Source organism: Streptomyces sp. P9-A2 (genome assembly GCF_036634175.1).
GTDB classification, from domain to species: Bacteria; Actinomycetota; Actinomycetes; order Streptomycetales; family Streptomycetaceae; genus Streptomyces; species Streptomyces pratens.
Genome location: NZ_JAZIFX010000001.1, coordinates 2990902 through 3012912 on the forward strand (window position 1 = coordinate 2990902; position 22011 = coordinate 3012912).

General features: G+C 69.7%; 14 protein-coding genes. 11 read left to right on the forward strand and 3 right to left on the reverse strand.

Translation table 11 applies throughout. From position 1 onward, the window contains the following. The first annotated feature begins 83 nt into the window (after positions 1 to 83). From V4Y04_RS13515 to V4Y04_RS13530, 4 genes are read left to right on the forward strand one after another with little or no spacing between them, the layout of a single operon-like run. The gene (locus tag V4Y04_RS13515) at positions 84 to 4850 is read left to right on the forward strand and encodes a DEAD/DEAH box helicase (protein ID WP_443080010.1); all 4767 of its coding nucleotides are present in this window, start codon (positions 84 to 86) and stop codon (positions 4848 to 4850) included. Continuing rightward, positions 4847 to 6751: a UvrD-helicase domain-containing protein gene (locus tag V4Y04_RS13520; protein WP_332428003.1), complete on the forward strand. Its 1905-nt coding sequence runs from the start codon at positions 4847 to 4849 to the stop codon at positions 6749 to 6751. Before V4Y04_RS13515 ends, V4Y04_RS13520 begins: the two co-directional genes overlap by 4 nt. Continuing rightward, positions 6748 to 9993, forward strand: coding sequence for a helicase-related protein (locus V4Y04_RS13525; RefSeq protein WP_332428005.1), 3246 nt, complete (start codon positions 6748 to 6750; stop codon positions 9991 to 9993). Before V4Y04_RS13520 ends, V4Y04_RS13525 begins: the two co-directional genes overlap by 4 nt. Beyond that, entirely contained in the window at positions 9990 to 11861 is a 1872-nt protein-coding gene (locus V4Y04_RS13530; protein WP_332428007.1) for a DUF1998 domain-containing protein, read from the forward strand. The genes V4Y04_RS13525 and V4Y04_RS13530 overlap by 4 nt, the downstream gene beginning before the upstream one ends. 8 nt (positions 11862 to 11869) lie before the next feature. On the opposite strand, the gene V4Y04_RS13535 is transcribed toward V4Y04_RS13530, so the two are convergent. Continuing rightward, entirely contained in the window at positions 11870 to 12550 is a 681-nt protein-coding gene (locus tag V4Y04_RS13535; protein WP_332428008.1) for an ATP-binding protein, read from the reverse strand. A gap of 200 nt (positions 12551 to 12750) precedes the next feature. Here V4Y04_RS13535 and V4Y04_RS13540 point away from each other — a divergent pair, with 200 nt between their 5' ends. Next, positions 12751 to 13599 carry a helix-turn-helix domain-containing protein gene (locus V4Y04_RS13540; protein WP_332428009.1) on the forward strand — a complete coding sequence of 283 codons (849 nt, stop codon included), beginning with the start codon at positions 12751 to 12753 and terminating at the stop codon, positions 13597 to 13599. Next, positions 13596 to 13805 carry a DUF397 domain-containing protein gene (locus V4Y04_RS13545; protein ID WP_332428011.1) on the forward strand — a complete coding sequence of 70 codons (210 nt, stop codon included), beginning with the start codon at positions 13596 to 13598 and terminating at the stop codon, positions 13803 to 13805. The genes V4Y04_RS13540 and V4Y04_RS13545 overlap by 4 nt, the downstream gene beginning before the upstream one ends. Before the next feature lie 317 nt (positions 13806 to 14122). Here V4Y04_RS13545 and V4Y04_RS13550 read toward each other — a convergent pair whose 3' ends face one another. Both V4Y04_RS13550 and V4Y04_RS13555 read right to left on the reverse strand, forming a co-directional pair. Then, entirely contained in the window at positions 14123 to 15292 is a 1170-nt protein-coding gene (locus tag V4Y04_RS13550; protein ID WP_332428013.1) for an RICIN domain-containing protein, read from the reverse strand. Positions 15293 to 15514: 222 nt separating this feature from the next. Further along, on the reverse strand, positions 15515 to 15964 hold the full coding sequence (locus V4Y04_RS13555) for an MmpS family transport accessory protein (protein ID WP_332428015.1): 450 nt from the start codon (positions 15962 to 15964) through the stop codon (positions 15515 to 15517). Between the two features lie 530 nt (positions 15965 to 16494). On the opposite strand from V4Y04_RS13555, the gene V4Y04_RS13560 reads away from it, so the two are divergent. The 5 genes from V4Y04_RS13560 (at position 16495) to V4Y04_RS13580 (ending at position 21826) form a co-directional block, all read left to right on the forward strand. After that, complete coding sequence (locus V4Y04_RS13560) at positions 16495 to 17151, forward strand: DUF4232 domain-containing protein (protein ID WP_332428017.1); 657 nt, start codon at positions 16495 to 16497, stop codon at positions 17149 to 17151. A 148-nt stretch (positions 17152 to 17299) separates the two neighbouring features. Next, positions 17300 to 19471, forward strand: a complete 2172-nt coding sequence (locus V4Y04_RS13565; RefSeq protein ID WP_332428019.1) for a TerD family protein — start codon at positions 17300 to 17302, stop codon at positions 19469 to 19471. 586 nt (positions 19472 to 20057) lie between these two features. Then, positions 20058 to 20714 carry a TOPRIM nucleotidyl transferase/hydrolase domain-containing protein gene (locus tag V4Y04_RS13570; RefSeq protein WP_332428021.1) on the forward strand — a complete coding sequence of 219 codons (657 nt, stop codon included), beginning with the start codon at positions 20058 to 20060 and terminating at the stop codon, positions 20712 to 20714. 214 nt (positions 20715 to 20928) lie between these two features. After that, positions 20929 to 21438 carry a hypothetical protein gene (locus tag V4Y04_RS13575; RefSeq protein ID WP_332428023.1) on the forward strand — a complete coding sequence of 170 codons (510 nt, stop codon included), beginning with the start codon at positions 20929 to 20931 and terminating at the stop codon, positions 21436 to 21438. A gap of 85 nt (positions 21439 to 21523) precedes the next feature. After that, positions 21524 to 21826, forward strand: coding sequence for a hypothetical protein (locus V4Y04_RS13580; protein ID WP_332428024.1), 303 nt, complete (start codon positions 21524 to 21526; stop codon positions 21824 to 21826). Positions 21827 to 22011 lie beyond the last annotated feature (185 nt).

Genomic DNA, 22011 nt, shown 5'->3' on the forward strand with positions numbered 1-22011 from the left:
CCATGGGCCGGCTCGCACACAGCTGGCGAGCCGGCCCATCACCCAGGCTTTCACCCACCTTTGACATCAGGAGCGCTGCAACCGTGCCGTCCTCGTCCTCAGCGGTGATCGAAACCGTTCTCGAACAGTCCTCCCGAGTCCTGCAAACGTACGCCGTGGATCCCGGCCTCGTCGCCGAGCACGCCAATGGCGAACGTCGTATCACGCAGGGCGGATACGGCGACCGTCAGCTTTTCGAGCTCGTGCAGAACGCAGCCGACGAAGTCGCGAACGAACCCGGCGGACGCGTCCATGTGGTCCTCACAGAGACCCACTTGTACTGCGCCAATGAGGGAAGTCCGGTCACCCCGGAAGGGGCGGAAACCATCCTTCGAATGAGCATGTCGAAGAAGCGTGGCGGGCAGATCGGGCGGTTCGGGGTCGGTGTGAAGTCGGTCCTCGTGGTGACCGACGCTCCGGAATTCTTCAGCCGCACCGGGAGTTTCGGATTCGACCGCGCCTGGTCCTACGAGCAGGTCAAGGCCGTGCCCGGTGTGACGGAGCGCTACGGCTCGGAGTTCGACGCCCCCGTCCTGCGGATGGCCCGTCCTCTCGACATACAGGCCGAACGTGCCTCGGACCCCGTACTGGACAAGCTGTTGACCTGGGCGACCACTGTCGTCCGGCTTCCGCTGCTCCCGAAGGCCGACGACCGGCTGGGCAAGGACATGCACGGCAATCGCGGCAAGGACCATGGTGAGCCCCGCGAAGAGTTCCCGGTCGGATTCCAGCTCTTCTCGCCGCACGTCGCCAAGGTCGTACTGGAGGATCACCGGCCCAGGCCCATGGCGCGCCGGACGCTGACCGTTCAGCAGTCCGGTGACCTGCACACCGTGACCGAGGAGCGCACGGGGAAGGCTCTCTCCACGGAGCGATGGCGCGTGTTCACCACCACGCACGAGCCGGGACCCGCAGCCCGCGCGGACGCCGGAGAGTTGCACGACCGGGTCGCGCTCGACCTGTCCTGGGCCGTCCCCGCGTTGGAACGGGACACTGAGAGTGGCCTGTACGTCAGCCCTAGGTCCCGCGGCCGCGGCAAGTTCTGGTCCTTCTTCCCCACCAAGTACGAGATGTCGCTGAGCGGCATCCTCAACGGGGCGTGGAAGACCAACGAGGACCGACAGAACCTGCTCGACTCCTCCCCGTTCAACCAGGAAATGATCAGGGTGTCGGCGAAGCTGGTCGTCGACACCCTCCCCGGGCTGACTCCGGACGAGGACCCGGCCGCTTACCTCCCCCTGCTGCCCGGCCGTGTCAAGGAGTCGATCAGCTGGGCCGACGAGTTCCTGACCCGGGAGATCTGGGCCCGCACCGCTACGAGCCCTTCGCTGCCCGACCAGGACGGTGTCCTGCGCGTCCCCAAGCAACTGCGCATCCACCCGCGACTGGACAAGGACCTGAAGCAGCTGACGCGGTGGCTGCGGATGTGGCACGAGTGCCCTGGACGCCCCTCGAACTGGCTGCACCCGAGTGTGGAGGCCGATGCCCTGCGCTCCGGCAAAGTCGAGCACATCCTCACCGCCGCCGGACACGAACGGGCCGGCGTCCGCGACTGGCTGGAGGCCCTCGTCGCGAACGGCACCGCCGAGACCTCGGCGGTGGCCGTCCGCATCCTGGCCGACATGGTCGAAAAGGGCTCCTCCTTCGCCGACGAGGCCCGCAGGGCCCGCGTCGTGCTGACCGAGGAACATGGGTTGGTCGCCCCGGTCCACGGCAAGGTGTTCCGTCGGGCCGAGCACCAGGACGGGCTGCGCGAGTCCACGGTGTACATCGTCGACGAGCTCGCCCAGGACCCCTCTCTGGCACACGCGCTCAACGTTCTCGGCATCCGCGAGGCCGATGTAGAGGGACGATTCGCAAGCGTCCTCGACCAGGGCGTCGACCACTACGGGGAGTCCGACTGGGAGCGCTTCTGGGAGCTGTTCCGGCAGGCGGGCATCCGTCGGCTGGCCCACAAGGTCCTGGAGCGCGTGCCCGACCCGCGCACGACACTTCGGGTACGGACGGCCGACAAGCGTTTCCGGCCGGTCGCGGACTGCATGCTGCCCGGTGTCGTGGTCGTCGCCGAGCGCGATCCGAGCATCGCTGTCGACATGACGTTCCACTCCGACGACGCGTCCTTCTTCTCTCTGATCGGCCTGCGGGAGCGGCCCGCCGGCGGCGTGCAGCCGCAGGCTGACGAGGCCTGGTTCGAGGAGTACCGAGCAGCCGTCCACGCCTCGTACCTTCGCTCTCTGGACAGTCGCGCACCCCGCCCCGCACTGAACCGGATGAAGGTCGAGGGCGCCGCGATCGGTGGTCCCCTCCATCTCTTTCGCGCCCTGTCCGAGGAGTCCCGGGCCGCTTTCCTGAAAGCACTGCCCGACGACGCCGTGGTGGACAACTGGACGCGTCAGTTCGGCGCCCAGGCCGGCACTCGGCAGGCGGTGATGTCCCCGATCCGCTGGATGCTGCGCAAGCACGGCAGGGTCGCCACCTCCCAGGGGATCAAGCCGCTGGCGGAGGCCGTCGGCCCTCAGCTCGCTGCCTACCGCGATGTGCTGCCGGTCGCCGACATCTCTCCCGAGAAGGCCCGCAAGCTGCGGCTACCGATCACCGTCGAGGAGGTTCCCGCCGACCGTTGGGACACGCTCCTCGATGAGGTGTCCCGCAGCGAGGACGACGCCTTCGTCGGCGCCACCTACGTGATGCTGACCAGGTTCGGGGCGGACTTCCCCGAGGACTCGCTGACCCGCTGTCGGATCGGGGACACCTGGGGCGCACGCCCCGACGACGAGATCACTCTCGCGGTCGGCGCCGCCGAGTACCGGGCCCTGCGTGCCGAGCAGCTCCCCGCCCTGCTCGTGCCGACCGCCGAGGACGCCGAGCTGATGGTCGAGAAGTGGGGCATGCTCCGCTACGCCGACGTGATCAGTCGGGAGACCCGCGAGGTGCCCGAGGGCGACCCCGTACCCCTCGTCGAGCTGTTCCCCGCCCTGCGACAGCGCCTGAACAGCGGCAACCGGAACAACATGGTGCAGCGGTGCACCGAGCTGGAGGAGGTCACGCGTACCCCCAACGGCACGCATGCCTCTCCCCTGGACGCCGTGCGCCAGGACGGCACGGTCAAGATCCGCGTGCCGCGGGAGCCGGAGCCCATGCTGCGGCTGATCGACCGCGAGCTCAGTCTCGGTCTGGGTGCTGCCGGCTGCCGCGCGGTGCTGGAACACCAGGACCGCATGGCCAAGGACAGCGCCCTGAAGGCGGCGCAGAAGGCCGTACGCGACGCCAAGGACGTCGTGACCAAACTCGAGCTGCTGATCGGCGCGGACGCGCTCAGGGCCGGCCTGCCCGAAGGATTGGTGGACGCCGAACTGCAGGCGACCGGCGGCGTGGAGCCGTCCGGGCGCCGCATCGCGCAGATGGCGTTCAACGCGCACGGCGACGGGGTGCTCCAGCAGCACACCCGGGACATCCAGGCGCGCTTCCCGAACGCCCCGGTGGCGTACGGGGGTTCGTCTTCTGCCATCGCGTTCGTCTCCGACCTGCGGCTGCCTGTGACGTTCGCCGGTTCCAGGGCTCCGTCGCCCCCTCCCTTCGAGACGATCGAGGGTCCCCGGGACTTCCCCAGACTTCACGACTACCAGGAGGACCTGGTCCGGAACATCTCCACCCTGCTCGACCGGCTCGCCCCGCAGCGCGGAATGCTGTCCCTGCCCACCGGCGCCGGCAAGACACGGGTCACCGCCGAGGCCGTGATCCGCTGGGTGAAGCGGGTCGGCGACCTCAAGGGTCCTTTGTTGTGGATCGCGCAGACCGAGGAACTGTGCGAGCAGGCCGTGCAGAGCTGGAAGTTCGTCTGGAGCAAGGTCGGTGCCGAGCGGCCGCTGACCATCAGCCGACTGTGGAGCAGCAACGAGGTCGGCAATGTCGTCGATCACCCCCACCTGGTGGTCGCCACCGACGCGAAGCTGCAGCGATGCCTGGGCACCGACCAGTACGCGTGGTTGCGTGAGCCCGCGCTTGTGATCGTGGACGAGGCGCACACCGCCATCTCCAAGCGGTACACGGAGGTCCTCAGCCTGTTGGGCCTCACCCAGTACGAGACGCGCCGGCATCTGCTCGGCCTGACCGCCACCCCGTTCCGCAACACTAATGAGGACGAAACGCGCCGGCTGATCACCCGCTTCGGCAACCGACGACTCGACGAAGGTGTGTTCCCGTCCGGCGACCCGTACCGGGACCTGCAGGAGTGGGGCATGCTCGCCCAGGTCGAGCACCGCACCCTGGAGGGCGGTCGAATCGTGCTCGACCAGGACGAGAAGACGCACGCCGAGCGCATGGCGATGCTGTCCCGCGCCACCGAGCAGCGGCTCGCCGACGACCACGCGCGCAGCCTGCGCATCGTCGACTCGGTGGCCGATCTTCCGTCGGACTGGCCGACGTTGCTCTTCGCCACCTCCGTCGACCACGCCAAGTATCTGGCGGCCATGCTCAACGATCGGGGTGTCCCCTCCGCCGCCGTGGACTCGACGACCAGTACTCAGGACCGTCGGACGCGGATCGAGAAGTTCAGGAACGGCAGCATCCGTGTGCTCACGAACTACGGCGTCCTCACCCAGGGGTTCGACGCACCCGCCACTCGGGTCGTGGTCGTGGCACGACCGGTCTACAGCACCAACGTGTACCAGCAGATGATCGGCCGCGGCCTGCGCGGCCCCAAGAACGGCGGCAAGGACACCTGCCTGATCCTCAACGTCGACGACAACATCGCCAACTTCGACACCGCGCTGGCCTTCGCCCAGTTCGAGCACCTCTGGAGCCGTACGTGACCGACGTCTACCTCGACAGTCCGCCGCTCACCGCCGAGCAGCGGACCGTCGTCGAGCAGCCCTGGGACGCACGGGTCCTGGTCACCGCAGGGGCCGGCGCGGGAAAAACACACACGTTGGCGCGTCGGCTCGACGCGCTGTGCGGCCACGAAGACCCTGAGGAGGCGCTGGAAGCCACCGACATCCTCGTGCTCACGTTCTCGCGAGCGGCCGCCCGCGAATTGCGCGAGCGCATCACCCGGCACGGGGACCGGGCCCGCCGGGTACGCGCCCAGACCTTCGACGCCTGGGCATACGGGGTGCTCGTCCAGGCGTACCCGGACCGGGACTGGGCCACGACCTCCTTCGACGAGCGGATCAAGGCCGCGGCCGAAGCCGTCGAGGAAGGCGCGCTGGAGGCCGGCGACTCGGTCCCGCCCTCCCACGTGGTGATCGATGAGGTGCAGGACCTGTTGGGCGACCGCCGGGAACTGGTGGAGGCCCTGCTCGACCGCTACCAGGAAACCTGCGGTTTCACCGTGGTCGGTGACGCCGCCCAGTCCGTGTACGGCTTCCAGATCGAGGATCCGGCCGAGCGCAACGACGAGACCGGCCGGTTCTTCGAGTGGTTGCGCAGCTCGTACCCCGACGACCTGGTGGAACTGCGTCTCACCGAGAACTTCCGGGCCGTCACCCCGGAGGCACGGATCGCGCTGTCGCACGGCCCCCGGCTCCAGCGGGTCCGGGACGCGGACGAGGCAGTCACGCTCTACGAGGAACTGCGCGACCTCCTCCTGGATCCGGTCAACTCCCTGGGCGATCTCACCGACGAGTACACGCTGCAGGGTCTGCGAGACCTCGACGACACCTGTGTCGTCCTCACCCGCGACAACCGGCAGGCCCTGGTGGTCTCCCGGCTGCTCCACGAGAACGGCATCGGACACCGGCTGCGCCGTCCTCTTGAGGAGCGGCCGGTGCCCTACTGGGTGGCCGAGCTGCTGCGCCGTACCGAGGCGACCGGCCTGCCCGAGGAACGGTTCCGCTCGTTGCTGGAACAGATCCCGCTGCCCCACGAATCGAACGCGGGCGCCCTGTGGACGGTGCTGCGACGCGCGACCCGCTCGCCCGGGCGCTCCGTGCTCGATCTGGACCGGCTGCGCCGCCTGGTCGCCGACGGCCGGTTCCCCGACGAGGCGGCCGACCCGGAGACCGCGCGGATCGTCGTCTCCACCGTGCACCGGGCCAAGGGGTTGGAGTTCGACCGGGTGATCGTCCTGACTCCGCCGACCGTCGCCGAACTCCACAAGCAGTACGGCGCCGAGACGGACCTCCCCGCGGAGGCTCGCGCCCTGTACGTGGCGATGACCCGCGCCCGACAGGACCTTTACCACGTCCACAGCCCCGAGTTGCCGATCATCAAGAGGGCGGAGAACCGCAAGAACGGTCGGCGATTCGTCGGCGGGTGGCGGTCGTACGACAGGTTCGGCGTGGTGGCCGAGGCCGGTGACGTCTGCCGGGACAACCCGCCCGGTCACTCGACCGACGCCGTGGCGACCCAGACCTACCTCCTGCACGAGGTCGGTCCCGGCCAAGAGGTGCTGCTGCGCAAGCGTCACGATCTGCCGGCGGGCGAGGCTCAGAGCCCACCGTACGCCCTGCTGCACCGGGGACGGGAGATAGGCGAGGCGTCGGAGCGGTTCCGGCAGGAGCTGTTCCGGGTGCAGAAGGTGAGCCGGACGTGGGACCCGTGGTGGCCCGACAAGATCCACGGCCTGCGGATCGACACCTTGGAGACGGTGACGGGCAGCGTCGCGGCCGGTGCCAACGCCGGCCTGGGCGATCGAGGTGTGTGGATCACTCCGCGGATCACCGGCATCGGCATGTTTCGACGGGCTGACAACGAAGAGGAGCAGGGAGCATGACACACGCGGCAGGTCGGCACTCCGAGCACTATCGGGTGCGGGACGAGGAACTTCTCGTGGGGTTGCGCAGGGAACTCTTCGGTCCCACCGAGGAGTTCGACCCGGAGGACCTGGCTGAGGTGCTCCCTCACGACGCGCCGATCGACCGTTACCTGACCGGGGTGCTCTATCCCCGCGCCTCACGGGAGCGGAGGGCCGAGAACGCGGCTGAGCAGGACGGCCTGGACGCCGCGCCCGTACTCGCCCGGGAGGACGCCGAGGAGGCCGGCGCCACGCAGGAAGCCGGTGTCTCGGGCGACAAGCGCCCCTCCTCCATGGGCTTGACCTTCGCGGTCGCCCCGGCCATAAGCGACACGATCGTGGTCTCGACGCGCGCGGCGGTCTACGAGCCCACCGACGCGGACGGCCACCCGGTCCCGGCCCGCCGAGCCGAGGCCCGGACCGTCGCGGAGCAGCGGGAGCGATGGCGGCGCAAGGAACTCCAGCTTCCCGAGACGACCATCGACGTGACCGCCCCTACCCCGGGCGAGCTGATCGGCCTCGTGCCGGACAAGGTCGCTCTGCACGTCATTGTCCGGCGACCCGATCCGGTCACCGGCACGGTCACCGTCACGGTCACGCTGATCAACAGGCAGAAGGTCGGTGAGCGGGACCTCCAGGACGCCTTCGCCCTGTTCCAGTGCGGCCTGATGGTCTGGGCCGCCGACGGCTCCAGCGCTTTCGTCGAGCGCCCCGCCGCGGACGCCGCACACGACCCGGAGATCGCCACCAGTCGCCTGCTGCACCGCCATGCCCCGACCTTCGCCATTGGCCACGGCTGCGCCGCCGCCTGGGACTGGGTTCCGTCGCCGATCGGCGTGACCGACAGCATCCAGGCTGCCGTCCCCGAGGTACGCAGCGAGTTCGTACCCAGCGTGGAGGTGCTGCTGACCGACTCCAATCCGGAGATCGACAGCTCGTCGTTGTCGATGCTGGGGCTGGCCGAGAAGCCCGACACCGAGGTTCTGGCCGCCTTGGAGGCACTGGCGACGGGGTACGAGGACTGGATCGCCCGTAAGTCGGCCGAAGCCGACTCTCTGGCGGGCAGCCCCCACGAGCAGCCCGCGCGGGACCAGGTGGACGCCTGTCGTGAAGCGCTCGGCCGGATCCGCGAGGGCATCGGGCTGCTGCGGGCCAAGCCCGACCTGATGCGGGCGTTCCGGCTCACCAACCGTGCCATGGCCGACCAGCGCGCCCGCAGCGCCTGGGTGAAGGGCGGACGCATCGGCAACCCCGATCCGGCCGCCGGCCGCTGGCGTCCCTTTCAGATCGCCTTCCTGCTGCTCTGCATGGCCGGCATCGACGACCCTGAGCACGACGATCGTAAGATCTCCGATCTGCTCTGGTTCCCGACCGGTGGTGGCAAGACCGAGGCTTACCTCGGCCTGATCGCCCTGACGTCCTTCCTGCGCCGCATCCGCAAGGGCGCAACCGGCGGCGGTGTCACCGTCCTCATGCGCTACACGCTGCGGCTGCTCACTCTGCAGCAGTTCGAACGTGCGGCGATCCTGCTGTGTGCCATGGAGCACATGAGGCGTCACAGGCTCGAGCTGGGCGACGAGCCGTTTTCCGTCGGCATGTGGGTGGGACGCTCCGCCACCCCCAACACGCTGGCCGAGGCCGCCGCCAGGCTCGACGAGCTGCGCGCCGACCTCGACAAGCGTCTCGCCACCGAGAATCCCGTACAGATGCACGCCTGCCCCTGGTGCGGGACCCGGCTCGACGCCCGGGACTACGAGGCCGACGAGGACGCCAAACGGATGTACATCCGTTGCCCTGGCACGGACTGCGACTTCTCCGGCGGTCTTCCCGTCCACCTGATCGACGAGGCGGTGTACGACGCGCGTCCGACGCTGGTGATCGCCACCGTCGACAAGTTCGCCTCGATGCCCTGGCGCCCAGCGACCTCCGCGCTCTTCAACCTCGACGATCCACACGACGACACTCCCCCTCCGGAGCTGATCGTCCAGGATGAGCTCCATCTGATCTCCGGCCCCTTGGGCACCCTCACCGGCCTCTACGAGACCGCCGTGGACGCGCTGGCCAAGCGGCCCAAGGTGATCGCCTCTACCGCGACCATCCGCCGCGCCGCCGACCAGGGCCGCCACCTCTTCGCCCGCGAGGTGCGGCAGTTCCCGCCGGCCGGCCTGGACTCCCGAGACTCGTGGTTCGCGGTGGAGACCCCGCGCGAGGAGAAGGCGAGCCGCCGCTACGTCGGCCTCCTGGCTCCCGGCACCAGTCAGTCCACGCTGCTGATCCGCACGTATGCCACGTTGCTGCACCGGGCCATGCACGCGGACACCGACGACAAGGTGCGCGACGCGTATTGGAGTCTCGTCGGTTACTTCAACAGTCTGCGGCTGCTCTCCGCGGCCGAACTCCAGGTTCACGACGACGTGGTGGCGTACCTGGAGCTGCTCGCCGAACGCGAAGGCGTGGCGGTGCGCTCGGTGGCCAACTACTCGGAGCTGACCAGCCGGATCGACGCCAGTGAGATCCCCACGCGCCTCAAAGGCATCGAGAAGCGGCTTCCTGACGAGGACACGGTGGACGTCCTGCTCGCCACCAACATGATCGCGGTGGGCGTGGACGTGGACCGGCTCGGGTTGATGGCCGTGATGGGCCAGCCGCAGACGACCGCCGAGTACATCCAGGCCACGAGCCGCGTCGGTCGCGCCCACCCCGGCCTGGTCGCGGTCATGCTCAACTCAGCGCGTGCCCGGGACCGCTCGCACTACGAGAACTTCCAGCACTACCACTCGGCCCTCTACCGCGAGGTCGAGTCCACCTCCGTGACCCCGTTCTCCGCCCGCGCTCGTGAACGGGGACTGCACGCAGTGATCGTCGCTCTCGCCCGCATCCTGATCCCGGCCGCCCGCCCGAACGGGGGCGCCGGTCAGGTCGAGTCCTACGAGCACATCCTTCGGGGCCGCATCAGGTCCCTGCTCCTGGACCGCGTCCACGTGGTCACTCCCTCGGAGGCCGAGGCTGTGGAGCAGGGCTTCGACGAGTTCGTCGACTGGTGGTGCCGGGAGGCCGACATCCACAACGAGTTGCTCTTCGAACCGAAGCGAGGCAGTCGTGCCCCTTCGATCCTGAAGTCGTACGACGACGATTCCGAGGACCGCGAGGCGTGGCCCACCCTGTGGAGCCTGCGCGACGTCGACGCCGAGTCCGCCCTGTTCATGGAAGGAAACCGATGACCCCGCCTCCCGCCCGACGCCGTCGGACCGCGGCGAACGGCACCACCCCGGCCCACAACCTCCCCCGCCGCGGCACCGTCCGCCGGGCACAGGCGATCAGCACGTACGGCGTCGGGTCGCTCATCGCTGTCGACCACGAGTCCTTCGTCGTCTCAGGCCTGGACGAGGCCGATCAGAGCTGGCGCAAGGATGAGTCGCCCATCGTCCATGAGCGGCGACTGGCCCGACTGCTCGATGTCGACTACTTCCGGCTGCCGCCGGCGTCCGACGACACCAGTAAGGACGGCCTTCGGGTCCGCCGCTTCCCCTTGATGCACTCGTGTCCCGAGTGCAACGACCTGCAGCCGCACCGCGACTTCTCCCCGCCAACCGGTCGAAGCATCTGCGGCACGTGCGAGGTGGATCTCGTCCCCTCCCGTTTCGTCGTCGCCTGCGAAGCCGGGCACCTCGACGAGTTCCCCTACTGGCAGTGGGTGCACCGCTCGCCCGACCGTGATTCCACGAGGTTCGGGAAGTGCGGCGGCAAGCTCAGGATGCGCACGACCGGACGTACCTCCTCGCTCCGCTCCATCGTCATCTCCTGCACCTGCGGCCAGGTGCCCGAGGTATCGATGGAGGGTTCCTTCCGCAGGAACGCGCTGAAGGACCTGCGCCTCATCTGCCGAGGTGCCCGCCCCTGGCTCGGCACCTCCGCCACCGTCCCGGCGGGGTGCGGACTCCCCTTGCGCACTCTGCAGCGCGGTTCCTCGTCGGTGTGGCAACCGGTGCTGAAGTCGGCGCTCTCCATCCCACCGTGGAGCAGCGGCCGTGCGGATCCGCTCGCCGAGCACTGGGCGAAGCTGCGGAAGTACGACGACCCCGCGCGTATCGAGGGCTATCTCGACGCCGTTTTCGGCGACGAGAAATGGCCCCTTTCCCTGGAAGAGATCACGGCTCTGCTCGACGCGGAACGCGAGGAGGACCCTGAGGACGACAAGGAACCCAACTTCGACCACCGCTACCGCGCCCTGCGCAACAAGGAGTACGAGCGTCTTCGTTCCGGCAACGACGAGAGCGAGTACTCCCATGACGAGCAGTTCGTCTGCGAGACGCCGCTCGGTGACCCGAGCGTGCTCCAGCCACTCGGGATCACCGGCCCGATGCTGGTGAAGAAGCTTCGCGAGGTGCGGGCCCTGAAGGCTTTCACCCGCCTCGTGGACGTCGAGTCGACGACCGATGCGAAGGAGATGCCGCTCTCCCAGAACCCGCTGCGCTGGCTGCCGGCCATGGAGGTCCAGGGCGAAGGTGTTTTCCTGCGCCTGGATGAGAGCCGACTGGACGCCTGGGAGAAGGCAACGGCCGTGGCAGCCCGGGTCGAGCGCATGCGTATCGCTCACCAGCGGGTGCTCGAGCAAAGGGCCGACGACCCCAGCCGGGCCGTGTCGTCCCCGGCGACGCCTCGCATGGTGCTGTTGCACACCTTGGCCCATGTCCTCATCAACGAGTGGAGCCTGGAGTCGGGCTACCCGTCCGCCTCCTTGCGTGAGCGTCTGTACGCCGCGGACGACATGGCCGGGGTACTCGTCTACACGGCGACGAGCGACTCGGCGGGCAGCCTCGGCGGTCTCGTCGCTCAGGGCGAACCGGAGCCCCTCGACCGCGCTGTGCGTTCGGCGATCCGCCGGGCCGAGTGGTGCTCCTCCGACCCGCTTTGCATGGAGGCCGAGGCGTCCGGTTCCACTGGGACGAATCTCGCTGCCTGTCACGCCTGCGTGATGCTTCCGGAGACGAGCTGCGAGCACAACAACATCCTGCTCGACCGCGCTCTGCTGGTGGGCACTCCGGAGGATCCCTCGGTGGGATTCTTCCGGCAGGCCCTGACGGCCTGAGGCAAGCCTCACCGTCCGCGTGCCGACGGAGCGGCCTCGAAGCGGCTCTGCGCGCGGTCGAGCGCCTCGTCCACGTCACAACCGCGGGCCTGGAGCCAGCGGAGGAAGTCCGTGATGACGTCGATCGCGGACTCCTCCGCCATCATCCGGCCCACTCTCCCGGGCCCGGGTTCATAGGAGCACTTCGGAGGTCGCAAGGTCGTGTACAGGCCCAACAGCGCCTCGGCACGCGTCACCGACGGCTGGCTCGGAGAATCGTCGGGTGACGTGGACCCTGTAGCCAACTCGCACCATGTCACCTTGTGGTCCTCGTGGAGCTGAACGCCCCAGCGGTCCGCGAGGGCGTCGACCAGCGTCATACCGCGACCGCCTTCGGCGTCGGCGTCCGTGAGGACGACGGCGGGCAGGGCCCGGGTGTCCGGGTCGTGAACCTCGATGCGCAGGTCCGCACCGTTCATGGAGAGCACGAGCAGGCCCGGCGTACCGATACCGACGTGCGTGAGGACGTTGGACACGAGTTCGCTGACACAGAGACGGGCCGTGTCGACGAGTTCGGGTAGGCCCCAGGCCGCCAGGCGGAGTGCCACGACGCGGCGCAGCGTAGCCACCTCCTCGGGGTGGGAGGTGAACTCCACGTCCCACTGTTTTCGCGTCGTACGGGTTTCCTGGATCACGAGACTCTCTCCCATCGGAGTTCTCCCTGCTCGTCGCGATGCACCATCGGAGCGTCACGACCACTCACTCTGTGTGTCGCTCCGTCGCCCAGGATGACGCCGGCACATCCCTTCATGCAATGTGCACAGCGGGATTCCCACTTCCGAGTGATTGGCAAGCAGCCCTCTTGGCATGAGACTGAACTCTCGTTACGCACCACGTGGAGGAGAGCGGGATGGCCGGTTCACCGACGGCACGCCGTCGGCGTCTGTCGATCGAGCTGAAGAAGCTCCGGGAGAAGAGCGCGCTGACTTGTGCTCAGGTCGGGCAGGCGCTGGACTGGAGCGGCTCCAAGGTCAACCGTATGGAGACGGGCAGCGGCAGGGTCCAACCGTCCGACATCGACGCGCTGTGCCGGTTCTACGCGACGAGTGACGAGCTGCGAGAGTTCCTCAAGTCGCTGGCCCGTGAGGCGAAGACCCGCGGCTGGTGGCAGGTGCACGGCGCCGGTGTGCCCGAGTGGTTCAACATCTACATCGGCCTGGAGCAGGACGCCTCCGCGCTTCGCCAGTACCAGTGCGAGTTGCTGCCCGGTCTGATGCAGACCGTCGCGTACGCCCGCGAGTTGCACACCACGGGCGCGCACCTCTCGCCGGAGGACATCGATCGGGCCGTTCGAGTACGGCTGGAGCGCCAGGAGATGCTGACACGCCCCGACGCCCCCGAAGCTTGGTTCGTCGTGAACGAGGGTGCGGTGCGCAACGTCATCGGCGACCGCGCCTTGATGCGGGAGCAGCTCGAACGAGTACTTGACTCAGCCGCGCTGCCGAACGTGACCCTGCAGGTGCTCCCCTTCGACGCGGGCACGTACCCGGCCACCGGCTCCTTCACCATGCTCGGTTTCCCCGCCCCTGAGGACCCGGACCTGGTGTATCGGGACGGCATCACGGACGCTGTCTACCTGGAGGGCGAGCATCACGTCCGCGAGTACACCAAGGCTTTCGACGGTCTGCGCGCCGCGGCCCTGAGTCCTCAGCGCTCCGCCCAACTCATCAAGTCAGTGGTGAAGGAGTACGCGAAGTGAGCACCGCGGATCGGACCGGGCCGGCTTCGGCATGGTTCAGGTCGTCGTACAGCAACGGCGCGGGCGGGGAGTGCGTGGAATGCGCCTACTCCGCCGACGGCACGCTCATACGTGACTCGAAGCGGGCGGAAGGCCCGGTGGTTCATGTGCGGGCTGGTGCGTGGAGCGCGTTCGTGCGGTCTCTGACCCGCGATGTCCCCAGGTAGAACCACGATTCCCGCAGGCCCGTACCTTCGGGTGAGGGTGGTGGTGGGGATCAGCGCAGTATCGACTCTCCGTTGCTCACGGCCGTGGGCCGCTCCGGGGTCGGTAGTGCGGGTCACCTGAGGCGGCCAGGTGGTTCCCTCCGCATCCGGCATCGGAAACCGGCCGCGGTTCGGGACCGACTAGCCGCTCGTGAAGCCGCGGAGGGCCGTAAGAGGCTGGTGGCGTATGGGTGGCACCTCGTGGGCGGGGTCGGATTTCCGGACGACGAGGGGTGGGAGCCGGGTTCGGTGGTCGGTACGCGTCCGGCGCCGGCGTGTCACTCCGGCTCGATGATGAACACCTGGCCGTTGGCGTCCTGCACGGTGCACCGCTGGGCCACGGCCACCGCGCCCGCCTTGTCGGAGCCCTGGGAGCCGTCGGGGTCCTCGGCGCTCTCGCGGATGCCGACGCACAGGGGTTCCGCGTCCTGGGCCGGCCTGAACCGCCAGTGGTCCGTGCCGCCGCCGGGGGCGCGTTCGATGCGGAACCGTTGGGCGGTGCTGCCGCCCTGGCAGGCCTTCCAGGGCCAGGGTTCGAGCATCCCGTGGAACGGTCCCCCGTCGAGGACGGTGAGGCAGCCGGGGCCGTGGTCCGGGTGGTCCCACTTGATGATGTACAGGCCGTCGGACTCCCGTTGGAGATACGTGCGCGGTGGCACCGCCTCCGTGCAGGGCCGCTGCACGGCGACCGTCTTGGTGTCGCCGTCCACCCGGGCCTCCCCGTCGGTCAGGCACAACGTCGGCGCCCCGACCGGCCGTACCCGTGACCACCCGGGAGTCGGCCCGGCCGCCACGGGGGTGGCCGCCGGATTCATGGAGGCCACCGGGCCACCGTCCTTGGAGTCCCCCGTCCGTTCGTCGTCCGGCAGCAGGACCACCGCGGCGATGACGAGCAGGACGACCGTCCCGAGCGAGGCCAGCGCGACGATCGGGGCGAGCGGTGCGGTACGCGTACGACCGCCACCGGCGGCTCCTCCCCTGGCAGCCTCTCCCTTGGCGGCCCCTCCCCTGGCGGCTTCGCCCTCGGCGGCCTCGTCCTCCGGGGCGCGGCCCGCCCCCGGGGCACCACGGCCCGCCCCCGGAACGCGGTCGGCGTCCAGGGCGCGATCGGACTCCGGCGCATCGCCGGCCCCGGAGGCCTCCGGCCTCTCCGCGTCCGCGAGGCGCTCGCGCTCCGCGAGCCGTTCCCGGGCGGCGAGCCACTCGGCCACGTCCTCCCCGGGGCTGCAGGCCCGTACCAGCGCCGAGACGAGCTCGGCCCGCGGCAGTGCGTCCCGGCGCAGGACGTCCGCCAGGGTGCTGCGCGCGAGTACCTCGCCGCGTTCGGCGGCCCGCTCCTCCAACTGCCGGTAGGTCAGCCCGCTGTGCTCCTTGAGCCGCCGCAGCAGTCCGACGTACTCGGCCGGAGTCCGCGCCCCGCCGGGCTCCAAGCCGCCTGAGATCGCCATTCCGTCATTGTCGTCACGCGCCTCACACCCGGCAATCCCCGTCCCGGCCACGTCGGGCGTCCCGCCACCGCCGTTCCGGACAGCCTTCCGACCGGCCCGGACAGCCCGGTTCTTGTCCCGGACAGCGCGAACCGTTGCCGGACAAGCCCCCACGGCCCAGGCTCTGTTGATGTCGCCGCAGGCCGGACCCACGGGGGTGGACCGGCCTCGGCGGCCACCGGCTCAGTCGACGATCGGTGAGACGGCGACGCAGCCGGTCGCGGAGACCGTGCCCGCGTCGGACTCCTCGGCCAGGGTCTTGCCCTTGTGAAGGATCTTGCAGGAGAGCGCGCCCGAGCCGTCGGCGTCCACGGTCACCGGTATGACGGCGGGCGCCTCGATCCCACGCAGTTTCACCGTCTTCTTCCACGGCAGCGTGGGGTTGTTCACCGTCTCGAACTTCGGGTCGGTCGCGTCCCCGCCGCCCGCGTTGAAGTCGATGGAGTCGGCCTTCTCGCCGGTCACCTCATAGGTGACCTCGTACTCTTCGTCGAGCTGTCTGTCGACTTCCTCGACCAGCTCGTCCTCGACCTGCCGGGCGGCCTCGTCCTTGGCCTCGGAGCAGGCACCCAGGCCAAGGACGAGGCCGCCCGCGACGAGCGCGGACATGAGGGAACGACGGATGTGTTTCATGCTGATTGATCCCCCGATCACACCAACTGTGCTGGTCGTGCGCAACAGTTGAAGAAAGAGCAAGTCATCTCGTTATCGGCTGCGCGAAGCCGCTTGTCAATACCGGCACCGGCTGCCTCGCACTGTCGAACGGTGAGAGAGGCCGCCGAACCGAGCCCGTTCCGACGCGAGCCCTGGCAGGGTCCGGTCGGGTTCGCCGGCCGGTGGCGTGTCCGTGAAGAGACGGCGCCGTCCCGAGCCTCACCGGGGTCCGGCGCGTCCTCCCCTCAACTCTTCGAGCGGGGGCCCCGTGGCGCTGCCGTCGCTCTCCTCCACTCCCGGCTTCGACGGGTTCCCGCGGAAGGCTTCTGCCCGGCGAACCGGTCTGGGCCACTCCAACCGTCCGTGGCCATGTCACCGGTTGGTGACAGCGTTGTCCTGGAGCGGAGACGCCGGTATCCCTTCGGCCCGTGGCCCCGTCATAGTCATCAAGCGACCACCGGAAGCCGTCACGGCTTCTGCATCAACTACCGCGTATTAAAGGGGATTTCATGTCCAGCAACCGCCGCAGGGCCTTACTCGTCTCCGCAGCCGTCGTGTGCGGCACCCTGCTGATGACCGCATGCGAGGACGGGGATGTGGACGCCGGTGCCGGCCCCACGCAGGACTCCTCGTCGGCCGCCCCCTCCGACTCGTCGACCGCAGACGGCGGCCAGAACACCGACAAGGGCTCCGACGCGCCGAGCGAGGAAACCGGGGAAGCGGACGGATCCGGCGCCGACACGGGCGACGGCAAGCGGGTGCCGGTCGAGCAGAGCTGCGGCGCCAACGACATCTCCTGGAGCACCAGGTCCGAGAGCCAGGCCGGCGGCTACATCCTGATCATGGCCAAGGCGAAGTCGGGGATCACCTGCTACCTGCCCGCCGAGCTTCCGACCGTGGCGTTCGGCTCCGACGGCACCCAGGCGGGTCCCGCGGAGCAGTCCGTCGGCGAGCAGATCAAGCTGAGCGGGAGCACCACCGCCTACGCCGGGGTGAACCCGAAGACCACCAACAGCAACGGTGGCAAGGAACTGGACAGCATCATCGTCGGCGTCGGTGATGAGGACCCCGACCCGGTCTCCCTCAAGGTCGGCACCATCACCGTCGACAGCCCGGTCGTCACCAACTGGCACACCGCCCCGGCGGAGGCCGTCCCCTTCAGCTGAACGGATCGCGGATCGAGGTCTGCGATCCGTCCTGGGGCCTGTCCTTGATCCTCTGCGGCAGATGTGAGCACGGCGCCGGAGCGCGTACGAGAACTCGCGTACGAAAACTCCAGTGCGCCGGCTCGCACACCTCTGCGACCATCCCCGAATGGCGCACAGTCTCGAATCGTTGGTCATCCGGCACACCCACCGCCTTTCCTCCCCCGGGGGTTCCGCCGGTCAAGGAGCCACCGCCGCACGGCAGTTCGACGCGGCGCTGACGTCCGTGGGCTTCAAGCTCTCGGCGGAGCTGCTGGAGCGGCTGTCGGGGCTGTCCGAGGCCGCGGTCGTGCACACCGCCAGGCGGACGCTGCGCACCGTGAGCGAGATGGTGGGCGACCACGTCCGGCACAACGCGTACTTCATCGACTTCCCGGCGAACGTGCCGGACACCGAAGAGTTCTGGATGCGGTGTGTGGCGAAGGCCCTCGGCGACGACACGTCGCGCGAGAGCGTGCTGACGCAGTTGGCCCGCGGGACGCTGGACCTGATCGGCCTCCCCACGTACGGCCGCTACCAGCACACCTACGAGGAGATGCTCGCGGCGCATGACGAGCTGATCGCCTCGGCGGGCGACCGGGTGACCGTCCTGCACCTCGGGCGGGGCCTGGACGACGAACTCACGGACCTGTACCTGGCCCTGGCGGGCAGCACGACGCCGCTGGGCGAGGAGCACCTGCGCGACCTCGGAACCCTCGCCGAGTGCTGCGCGCTCGGTCCCCAGCCGGAGTCGATCCCGGTCCGGGAGAACCGGGCGGTCGTCAACGCGGCCCGTCTCGCTGTCGACGTGGACCTCCTGCTGGACACCGTCACCGACGTGCTGCGGCTGGCCTGCGCGCTGTCGGGCGGCGACGTGACGCTGCAGGAGCCGACCCGGTTCCGGACTCTCCCGCGGCCGACCCGCCGTGCACTGCTCGCGGGCCTCGACGCCGTGGTCGCGGCGAACCCCGCCAAGCTGGCCGATGTGCACGCGCACCGCGAGCCCTTCAAACGGCTCGGTGAGCGTCTCCACCCGCACGAGTACCCTCGCTGGCCGCACGCCGCCGATGTGTTCGCGGTGGCGCGGGGCGAGAAGGAGGCGCGGTCCTTCGACAGCCGTGTCGAGGAACTGCTCGGCGAGTCCGACGTCCTCGGTGCGGCGCGTCTGCTGAAGTCCGCTCCCGGCAAGCTGTTCCGCGCCCTGGACCTCCTGCTGCGCAGCGCCGCCGGCCAGGACGAGCGGGACGCGGTGGTGGCCGCCGCGGTACAGGTCGCCCCCGAGGTCTCCGGCCGGGTCGTGCTCTCGGTCCGCGAGCACTTCCAGAACCGGGAGCGGGAGACCGGCGCACCCCGGATCTTCGTCAACCGCCGTGGCCGCGGCTGGGCCACCCCCGACGCCCGGCCGCCGGTCCCCGCCGCCGACCGCGATCGTCTGACCGCCGCCCTCGACACCGAGCTGCGCCGCAGGCTCCCCGCACCGGGCCGGCTGCTGCTCGACCCCGACGTCCTCGACGTGGCGCTCCCACTCAGCGGCAGGGCGACCGCGGCCGGGCTCGGCGTACTGCCGCGAGGTTCGCTCTCGGCGGTCGACGGCGAACAGCTGCGCTTCTTCGTGTACTGGAAGGAGACCGAGCACCGGACCGACTACGACCTCTCGGCACTGCTCCTCGACGCGGACTACAGCACCCGCTCCTGGCTCTCCTACACGTCCCTCAGGGCTGTCGGGGGCAAGCACTCGGGCGATGTCACCGCGGCGCCCGACGGGGCCTCGGAATTCATCAACCTGTCGCTGGGCCGGGTACGCGGCGCATTCATCGTTCCGCAGGTCAACATCTACGCCGGCGAGGGCTTCAAGGAGGTCGAGGAGTCGTTCTTCGGTTTCATGCTGCGCGACAGTGAACAGAAGGGCCGGCCGTTCGAGCCGCGCACGGTACGTATGAAGTCGGAACTCCGCGGGACGGGCCGGGTGGCGCTGCCGCTGGTGTTCCAACGCGAGGACGACGGCCGGTGGCGCGCCAAGTGGCTGCACCTGTACCTGAAGGGCACCTCGTCGGCCAACCAGGTTGAGCAGAACCAGGTGTCGGTGTCCAAGGTGGTGCGCGCCGTCGTGGAGCACGAGCACCTGACGGTGCGGTACCTGATCGACCTGATGTCCGGCGACACCACGGCCGTGGATCTGTGGGACGGCGGGCCGGTCCCGGACGAGCCCGTGACGTACATCGGTCTCGAACGTCCCGAGGGGCTGCACCCGGACTCCCGGGTCATCACCCTCGAAAACCTGCGCGACGTGATCCCGGGCTGAGTGCTAGCGTTGCCCACGGCGAGGCCATGAAGGGGCTTCCTTCTCAACTCCTTTCCTGAACAAGTCCTTTCGCTTTCCTCGCCCTCGACATCGACATCGACATCGCTCCGGGCGGTGCCCGCGCTCACCGCGCGGGCACCGCCCGAGCCGTTTTCAGGCCCTGTTCCACGTAGCCACGGCCGAAGAGAACGGCGTGCACCAGCTCGACCTGGCCGAGACGCGGAAGGGGCGCTTCCACATCGAGACCACCGACCGGGTCCGATGGATCGCCGACATCCAGGTTCCTTCCTGACGAGCAGAAACGAGACCGCGCGGGAGCCTCCGGGGCTCCCGCGCGAACGGCCGGACCGCCTGCCCGAGCACCGAGCACCGAGCACCGAGGTATCACCGGCCGCAGAAGCCTGAATCGGCTCGCTGAGCACCAGCGACGACGGCCACCTAGCCATCGCCTTCGGGCGCGAGACGGCCGTCCTGAAGCGGCAAGGTTCACCACACGACCGGCAGCGGTGGAAGTCGGTGGGGGAGACCGCCGGGGCCCACTGGAAAATCCGTGCGGTGAGGGCCCGGCAGGGCGGAGACTCGTTCCATGGTCGGCATGAGGGCGTTCCGGGAAGCGGTCACGGCATGGGCGGCCGGTGGGTCCCGTGAGGCCGGTGGGTCCGCGCGCGAGCTGGCGGCGCGGCTGCCCGTCCGGACGGCCATCCTGCTCGAAGGGCCGAGCGACGCCGCGGCGGTCGACGCGCTGGCCGGGCGTCGCGGGCTGGACCTGGAGGGTGAAGGGGTGTGCGTTTTGCCGATGGGTGGTGCGATGAGCGTCGGGCGCTTCGCGCGGCTCCTCGGGCCGTCCCCCGGTCTGGGGCTTCGCCTCACCGGGCTGTGCGACGTGGGGGAACGTCGCTTCTACGCCCGCGCCCTGGAGGGGACGGCCGCGGCGGCCGGTGCGGCACAGCGGCAGCGGTTCTTCGTCTGCGCGGCGGATCTGGAGGACGAGCTGATCCGCGCGCTGGGCGTGGCACGGGTGGAGGAACTCGTCGAGGCGGAGGGCGACCTGCGGGCCCTGCAGACCTTCCTGCACCAGCCCGCGCAGCAGGGCCGCACCGCCCAGCAGCAACTGCGGCGCTTCCTCGGCACGAAGAAGGGGCGCAAGATCCGCTACGGTCGCGTTCTCGTCGAGGCCCTCGATCCCGACCGCGTACCCGCCCCGCTGGACGACCTGTTCGAGGATCTGCTCGCCGGCTTCTGATCCCTGGATCCCTGGATCCCTAGGGTCTCTGGGGGCGGCGGGGCAGACATGATCACCGGGTGGGGCGGGCAGGACGACGGGGCACATCCCGTGAGCGGCCTGGAGCGGTGAAGGAGCATGGGAGGATTCCGCACAGCCATAAGGCAGTTGAGGGCTCCAGGATCTGATGCCCGGGCTCCGGTGGTGGTTCGGTCATCGAGGTCGGGAGGCCGTGGTGTGGTTGTTGGTATTCCCGCTGGCTCTGCTGCTGGCGGGGTGCTCTTTCGGTCTTGTGGGGTATGGCTTCGGGTCGGTGGCCGATGGGCTCTCGGGGCTCAAGGAGCGCCGTACCGCCGTGCTGCGGGGGTTGGCCGCACTGGCCGCGGCCGGTGCGGTCGCGGTCTACGCGTGGGGTCTGCTGAGTCTCTTCGGAACGTTGGTGGCCGCGGAGGACGGAGGGGCCGACTCGGCGCCGGTGCGGCCCTGCCGTACCGCCGGATGGATGGAACAGCATCGGGCGGGGATCGAGATCGTCGGGCACCGGGCGAGTTTCGTGCCGCTCGGGTTCGTGTGCGAGACCAGTGACGGGGGGAGCTACGACAACGGGGACGTGCCCGGGTACGTCAATCCCGCCGTCGCCTCCCTCGCCCTCGCCGCCCTCGCCTGTGCCGTCGCCGCGGGGTACTCCGCCGAGCTGCGGGCGCGGGCCGAGGCCCGTGCGGGCGAGGCGGGCTCCGGGGGATAGCCTCGGGGAGAGCGAGACCCCGAAAGTGAGATCCCGCCGCCCTTCGGCTCGACAAGGGCGGGCGTGGTGGCAGGAGGCGCAGGACATGGCGAAGGTTCCCGGCTCGGTGCTGGCCGCGAGTGGACTCGTCGGCGGGTACGGCGTGGCCCGCTGGACCCGTCAGCGGCCGCTGGGCGGGGTCGTCCTCGCCGTGGCGGGTGCCGCCGCGGCGCGGGAGTGGCGGGAGCGGGCCGGCGGGAAGACCGCCGGGGCGCTGTCGGTCGCCTACGTCGCCGCGTTCGCCGGATCGCACCCCCTGGCGAAGAAGGTCGGCGCCTGGCCGGCGGTGTTCGGCGTGGCGGGTGCCGTGGCGCTGGCCTCGTGGGCGGTCGCCGACCGGCGCGGGTGAGGCCCCGCGGGGAGGCGGCGGAAACCGCGACGGATCGCGTGCGGGTGCGATGCGGGTGCGATGCCGGTGAGGTGCCGGTGAGGTGGCACCCGGGCCGAGCGGGCTTGCCGGCCGGCCCCTCGACCAGGCCGCGCGGCCCATGCCTGCCGAGGCCGCCTGCGGCAGGGGACCGACCGGCTCGCGGC

What these genes read in the sequence shown, in the direction of transcription:
- V4Y04_RS13580 (WP_332428024.1), top strand. Translation starts at nt 21,524, where the DNA reads ATGGCGAAGGTTCCCGGCTCGGTGCTGGCCGCGAGTGGACTCGTCGGC.
- V4Y04_RS13570 (WP_332428021.1), top strand. Translation starts at nt 20,058, where the DNA reads ATGGTCGGCATGAGGGCGTTCCGGGAAGCGGTCACGGCATGGGCGGCC.
- V4Y04_RS13530 (WP_332428007.1), top strand. Translation starts at nt 9,990, where the DNA reads ATGACCCCGCCTCCCGCCCGACGCCGTCGGACCGCGGCGAACGGCACC.
- V4Y04_RS13565 (WP_332428019.1), top strand. Translation starts at nt 17,300, where the DNA reads ATGGCGCACAGTCTCGAATCGTTGGTCATCCGGCACACCCACCGCCTT.
- V4Y04_RS13540 (WP_332428009.1), top strand. Translation starts at nt 12,751, where the DNA reads ATGGCCGGTTCACCGACGGCACGCCGTCGGCGTCTGTCGATCGAGCTG.
- V4Y04_RS13525 (WP_332428005.1), top strand. Translation starts at nt 6,748, where the DNA reads ATGACACACGCGGCAGGTCGGCACTCCGAGCACTATCGGGTGCGGGAC.
- V4Y04_RS13560 (WP_332428017.1), top strand. Translation starts at nt 16,495, where the DNA reads ATGTCCAGCAACCGCCGCAGGGCCTTACTCGTCTCCGCAGCCGTCGTG.
- V4Y04_RS13555 (WP_332428015.1), bottom strand. Translation starts at nt 15,964, where the DNA reads ATGAAACACATCCGTCGTTCCCTCATGTCCGCGCTCGTCGCGGGCGGC.
- V4Y04_RS13535 (WP_332428008.1), bottom strand. Translation starts at nt 12,550, where the DNA reads ATGGGAGAGAGTCTCGTGATCCAGGAAACCCGTACGACGCGAAAACAG.
- V4Y04_RS13550 (WP_332428013.1), bottom strand. Translation starts at nt 15,292, where the DNA reads ATGGCGATCTCAGGCGGCTTGGAGCCCGGCGGGGCGCGGACTCCGGCC.